Source organism: Geomonas sp., assembly GCF_056994735.1.
Genome location: NZ_JBXKJL010000227.1, coordinates 1 through 5,033, shown reverse-complemented (window position 1 = coordinate 5,033; position 5,033 = coordinate 1). Strand labels below are relative to the sequence as shown.

The following is a 5,033-nucleotide window of genomic DNA, read 5'->3' as shown; positions in this document are numbered from 1 at the left end:
CATCTCGAGACCTGCGTGCTCGGCCACGGCAGCAGCACGGAACACGACTCGGCCAAACCCATGACCCAGCAGGAACTGATGGACGAAGTAAAAACAGCACTGTCGCGCTTTCTCAGGTAACGCGACGAAAGGGGAACAGCATGTCTGCCACTACCATCTCTCGTGATCCGGTCTGCGGAATGGTCCTGACCGGGACCGCGGAACACCAAAGCACGTATCGTGGCGTGCCTTACGGCTTCTGCTCCGCTCAATGCAAGGAAAAGTTCGATCTCGACCCGGACCGCTATCTGAAAAAAGAAGCTGCCTCTCCGGCCGGGACCGGGGAAGTCGTGGAGCGTTGCGAGCTGCCGCTCGTCGGGATGCACTGCGCGTCTTGCGCTGCCAGGGTCGAGAAAGCCTTGGGCGCTGCCGAGGGGGTCGTCACCGCCAACGTCAATTTCGCCACCACCCGTGCCACCGTGCTCTACGACGCGCAGGAGACCGACGTCGCCGCGCTGCGCAAGGTGGTGCGGGATCTGGGCTACGAGGTGCTTGAGCCTTCCTCAGGGGCGGAGCAGGGCGCTGAAGAGATGCAGGCTGCCGAGTCACGGCACCGGGAAGAGGAGTACCGGCACCAGAAGGTAAAGTTTCTCTTCGCCCTGGCGCTGACCGTTCCGGTGGCGGTGCTGGCGATGGCCGGCCATCTCGTGCCTGCCCTGGAGGAGTACCTGGACTTCTCCTGGCGTCCCTGGCTGGAACTGGCGCTGACCACTCCGGTCCTCTTCTGGGCCGGTCGTGAATTCTTCACCGGCGCCTGGGCCGCCGCCAAGCACCGGGTCGCGGACATGAACACCCTGGTCTCGCTCGGCACCCTGTCGGCTTATACCTTCAGCGTGGTCGCCACCGTGGCGCCCGGGTGGTTGATGGTGGAATCGGCGACGATGCCCCATTCCCGAACCGCCATGACCTCACCTGTCGGAGTATATTACGAAGTTGCCGCCATCATCGTGACCCTCATCCTGATGGGGCGGCTCCTGGAAGCCCGGGCTCGCAGCAAGACCAGCGGGGCCATCCGCGCCCTCATCGGTTTGCAGCCGAAAATGGCCCGCGTGGTCCGCAACGGCAAGGAAGAGGACATCCCTGTGGCCAACGTGCAGGTCGGGGATGTCGTAGTGGTGCGTCCCGGCGAGAAGGTGCCGGTTGACGGTGAGGTCGTGGAGGGCTCCTCTTCGGTCGATGAAAGCATGCTGACCGGCGAACCGCTGCCGGTGCAGAAAAAGGCGGGCGACACCGTCATCGGCGCCACCCTCAACAAGACCGGCTCGTTCCGCTTCCGGGCCACCAAGATCGGGAAGGATACCGTGCTGCAGCAGATCGTCAGGCTGGTGCAGGAGGCCCAGGGGAGCAAGGCCCCCATCCAGCGGCTGGCGGACGTGATCGCCGGGTACTTCGTTCCCATCGTGATGTGCATCGCCATCGCCACCTTCGTCCTCTGGTTCGACCTCAACGCTCCGGGAGCCAGGATGAACATGGCCCTGCTGACCTTCGTCTCGGTGCTGATCATAGCCTGCCCGTGCGCACTCGGCCTTGCCACCCCGACAGCGATCATGGTGGGGACGGGACGTGGCGCGCAAAGCGGCATCCTGATCAAGGGGGGCGAGGCCCTGGAAACCGCCCATAAACTGACCACCATCGTACTCGACAAGACCGGCACCATCACCCGTGGAGTCCCCTCCGTCACCGACTTGCTGGCCAAAGGGGTGGACAAGGAGCTCCTGCTGCGACTGGCTGCGGCCGCGGAGTCAGGGAGCGAGCATCCCCTTGGCGAGGCCATAGTGCGCTCGGCCGAGGAACAGGGCGTGCCCAGACCGGCGGCGTCGCATTTCAATGCCATACCCGGCCACGGGATCGAGGCCGTGGTCGAGGATCGTAGCGTTGTCATAGGATCGGCCGCACTGCTGCGGGACCGGGGGATCGATCCCGACCAGGACGCGGCACACCGTCTCGCCGACGAGGGGAAGACCCCGATCTTTGTCGCCGTGGACGGGGCCTTCGCCGGCATCATCGCCATCTCCGATCCGATCAAGGAAGGATCCAGGGGGGCGATCGAGCGGCTGCACGCGCTCGGGCTGGAGGTCATCATGCTCACCGGGGACAACAAGCGGACGGCAGCCGCCATCGCCGGTCAGGTCGGGGTCGACAAGGTCCTGGCCGAAGTGCTGCCGGAAGGGAAAAGCGAGGAGATAAAGAAGCTCCAGGCCCAGGGGAAGGTGGTCGCCATGGTCGGCGACGGCATCAACGATGCGCCGGCCCTGGCCCAGGCCAACGTGGGCATTGCCATGGGGAGCGGCACCGACGTGGCCATGGAGGCCGCCGACATCACCCTGGTTCGCGGCGACCTCAACGGCGTCATCTCCAGTATCGCCCTCTCCAGGGCCACCCTCGCCAACATCAAGCAGAACCTCTTCTTCGCCTTTGTCTACAACACCCTCGGTATCCCGATCGCCGCGGGGATCCTTTACCCGTTCACCGGATGGCTGCTGAGCCCGATCCTGGCCTCCCTGGCGATGGCCCTTTCGTCGGTGAGCGTAGTGACCAACGCCCTTCGCCTGCGCGGCTTCACCGTGGAAAGGAGTTAAGCATGGACCTTACTCAAATGATAGTTACAGCGGGAGGGCTCGCGCTGATCGTGCTGACCTTGTGGTTCTTCTTCGGGAAGGGGGAGAAGGGGAGGGTCGGTGGCAAAGAGAAGCTGTACTCCTGCCCCATGCACCCCTGGATCACCAGCTCAGACCCGGCGGCCAACTGCTCCATCTGCGGGATGAAGCTGGTTCGCAACGAAAGTGTCTGACCGACACTGACATAGCTGCCAGAAACGGAGAAGGGCTCCCTCGCCGAGATGGGAGCCCTTCCTGTTTTTGGGTTGGCAATGTCGCCGGTGCCGATGATCCGCGGCTGGGATTCCTCTACTATGCCCCTTGCAGCGAGGAGAGGAGCTGCCGGCAGGACTGTTCGCAGTTTCGGCACATCTGTGCGCAGATCCTGCAGTACTGGTGCGTTTCGGCGTGCTTGGAGCACTCCTCGGCGCAGATCTTGGTCGCCGTCAGGGTCGTCTCCAGTTGTGCCCGCACCAGTTGGAGGGTCATCTCCGTCTGCCTGCCGAGGACCCTTGCGGTGGTCAGGCAGATGTCGGAGCAGTCCAGATCGGTGCGGATGCATCTGGCAAGCATCTGGACATCCTTTTCCCCGATGCAGGCGTCAGCGCACGTGTTGCAAACATCCGCACATTCGATGCACGTCTCGATGCAAGCGGTAACGTGTTTGAGCTCGATATTGGCTTTCCGTGGGTGGCTCTTGAACATTTCCTGGGTTTTCATAATAGCTCCTTCTATACGGGTAGTTGAAGTCTCAAGGATAGCAATCTTGCCGGCTCTGTCCACAGCCGGTGGCACGATTTGATCGGATAGTTGAAGCGGGGGCAGCGGCCGGAGGCGGGGAGGTTGTCGCAGGCATCAAACGAGCTCAGCGTAGGGCAATATCCTTCATGCCCGCTGTGGAATAGTCTCCAGTTTGTGGCCTGCTGGTGTCGCAGTGGCTGGACAACTGCCTGAAATAGCAATTAATTCCGTGTTGGCATGCCGTCTGCTATAGAGGATGACAGGCAGTCAACACACAACCAGGGAGGGTTCAATCATGAAGAAAATTATTATGGCTCTTGTCGCAGCTTCACTGTTCGCATCTGTGCCGGCCATGGCCGCCGAGCACGGCAAACAGCATGATCCGGGATGCCAGAAGGAATGCGAGATGCTGGTCCGGAACTGCAGCCAGGAGGTCGACACCCTCCAGCAAAAAATTGGCAAACTCGAGAATGCCATCAATAACAATGCCGCCAGGTACAGCCAGGCCGAATTGAAGCAGCTGAAGGACAATCTCCAGGACGCAAAGAAGGAGCTGTCCGATATCGAACTTGGTGGAGCATAGGCAAGGGTGAAATTTTTACGCAGGAAAGAAGCCTCCGAGCCACACCGGGGGCTTTTCTTTCGCGAGCAGGAGGAGTGATTTCCTCCGATGCAGATACGGAATGTGCTATAAGTGCGGAGCCTGTACCGGGAGTCGCTTGGTGTATCAGGTTACGGCTGGATGGACAGAATAAGAGGGGGAGCTTGTATGAGAAGGGTTGTGATGGCTGGTCTAAAAGAGCTAAAGCAATTCCACAAACTCGCCGGACTCTTCGAGAGCGATGTCAGGAGCACCGATCAGGCTGCCCGCCAGGGGAATGTTGAGGTAGCCAGGAAGGCCTTCCATGACGCCGAGGAGAGATGTAAAGCTTGTCACACCAAATTCAGGGACTGAAACGAAAGCGATTAACGTGCTGCCGACGGGGAAGTAAGAACGATATAACTACGTAGACGAGACGGCCCACTCCAGGGAAATGGAGTGGGCCTTTTTTTATCGAAGAAGAAAGGAAGTTCCGGTGTACGGCACTTAGAAGTGGTAAACCATGCCGATGCCGGTGGAGAGATAACTGTCTTCGATGGCGTGTAACAGCAGGTTGGCGGTGGCGCTGAAGTTGCGATCGAGGGCGTATTCGACCCCGCCACCTATCAGGGCGCCGAATCTGGTCTCGCTCTCCCTCGGCATCTCCGCTGCCGGTCTCCACTCGTCGAAGCTGATCTCGAGAGCTCCTTGGCCGAAGGCCGAGAATTCCGGATCGACTTTCGGCAGGGGGATGTAGTAGCGGGCACCGAGGTCGATGGGGACGCGGGTCCCGGTGACATTCATCCCATTCTCATCGGTGCTGGACCGGAAGTAGGAAACATCGATCCGCCCCTGCAGGTTCTTCCTGAACTCATAACCGAACCCGGCAGTGATTCCGAACTGGCCACCCAGGTTGTCGAACGACTCAGTCCCGTAGTTGACCGTTGCTTCGACAGATTTCTTACCTTCCTCTGCAAAGGCGCCGTTTGCGGCCAGCGCGATCCCGCTGGCTACCATTACCGCCGCGAATCTTGTCATCATTCCCGTTCCCTCCTTTAAGTACCTACCGATCCCGT

General features: G+C 60.7%; 6 protein-coding genes. 4 read left to right on the top strand and 2 right to left on the bottom strand.

All coding sequences use genetic code 11. The features are described from left to right. The first annotated feature begins 140 nt into the window (after positions 1–140). Together AC11W3_RS09790 and AC11W3_RS09785 are read left to right on the top strand one after the other, a co-directional pair. On the top strand, positions 141–2,618 hold the full coding sequence (locus AC11W3_RS09790; protein ID WP_484091909.1) for a heavy metal translocating P-type ATPase: 2,478 nt from the start codon (positions 141–143) through the stop codon (positions 2,616–2,618). Between the two features lie 2 nt (positions 2,619–2,620). Continuing rightward, positions 2,621–2,830 (top strand): heavy metal-binding domain-containing protein, encoded by a 210-nt coding sequence (locus tag AC11W3_RS09785; protein WP_484090054.1) that lies wholly within the window; start codon positions 2,621–2,623, stop codon positions 2,828–2,830. Positions 2,831–2,948: 118 nt separating this feature from the next. Here AC11W3_RS09785 and AC11W3_RS09780 read toward each other — a convergent pair whose 3' ends face one another. Then, entirely contained in the window at positions 2,949–3,356 is a 408-nt protein-coding gene (locus AC11W3_RS09780; protein ID WP_484090055.1) for a four-helix bundle copper-binding protein, read from the bottom strand. A gap of 316 nt (positions 3,357–3,672) precedes the next feature. On the opposite strand from AC11W3_RS09780, the gene AC11W3_RS09775 reads away from it, so the two are divergent. Beyond that, a complete protein-coding gene (locus tag AC11W3_RS09775) occupies positions 3,673–3,960 on the top strand; it encodes a hypothetical protein (protein WP_484090056.1) in 288 nt (95 codons plus the stop codon). Between the two features lie 186 nt (positions 3,961–4,146). Then, entirely contained in the window at positions 4,147–4,332 is a 186-nt protein-coding gene (locus AC11W3_RS09770) for a cytochrome c (RefSeq protein ID WP_484090057.1), read from the top strand. Positions 4,333–4,464: 132 nt separating this feature from the next. On the opposite strand, the gene AC11W3_RS09765 is transcribed toward AC11W3_RS09770, so the two are convergent. Next, positions 4,465–4,998, bottom strand: a complete 534-nt coding sequence (locus tag AC11W3_RS09765; RefSeq protein ID WP_484090058.1) for an outer membrane beta-barrel protein — start codon at positions 4,996–4,998, stop codon at positions 4,465–4,467. Between the last annotated feature and the right edge of the window lie 35 nt (positions 4,999–5,033).

Bases quoted from the DNA above. Each gene is read 5' to 3' on its own strand.
- AC11W3_RS09785 (WP_484090054.1), top strand. From the start codon at position 2,621: ATGGACCTTACTCAAATGATAGTTACAGCGGGAGGGCTCGCGCTGATC.
- AC11W3_RS09790 (WP_484091909.1), top strand. From the start codon at position 141: ATGTCTGCCACTACCATCTCTCGTGATCCGGTCTGCGGAATGGTCCTG.
- AC11W3_RS09780 (WP_484090055.1), bottom strand. From the start codon at position 3,356: ATGAAAACCCAGGAAATGTTCAAGAGCCACCCACGGAAAGCCAATATC.
- AC11W3_RS09775 (WP_484090056.1), top strand. From the start codon at position 3,673: ATGAAGAAAATTATTATGGCTCTTGTCGCAGCTTCACTGTTCGCATCT.
- AC11W3_RS09770 (WP_484090057.1), top strand. From the start codon at position 4,147: ATGAGAAGGGTTGTGATGGCTGGTCTAAAAGAGCTAAAGCAATTCCAC.
- AC11W3_RS09765 (WP_484090058.1), bottom strand. From the start codon at position 4,998: ATGATGACAAGATTCGCGGCGGTAATGGTAGCCAGCGGGATCGCGCTG.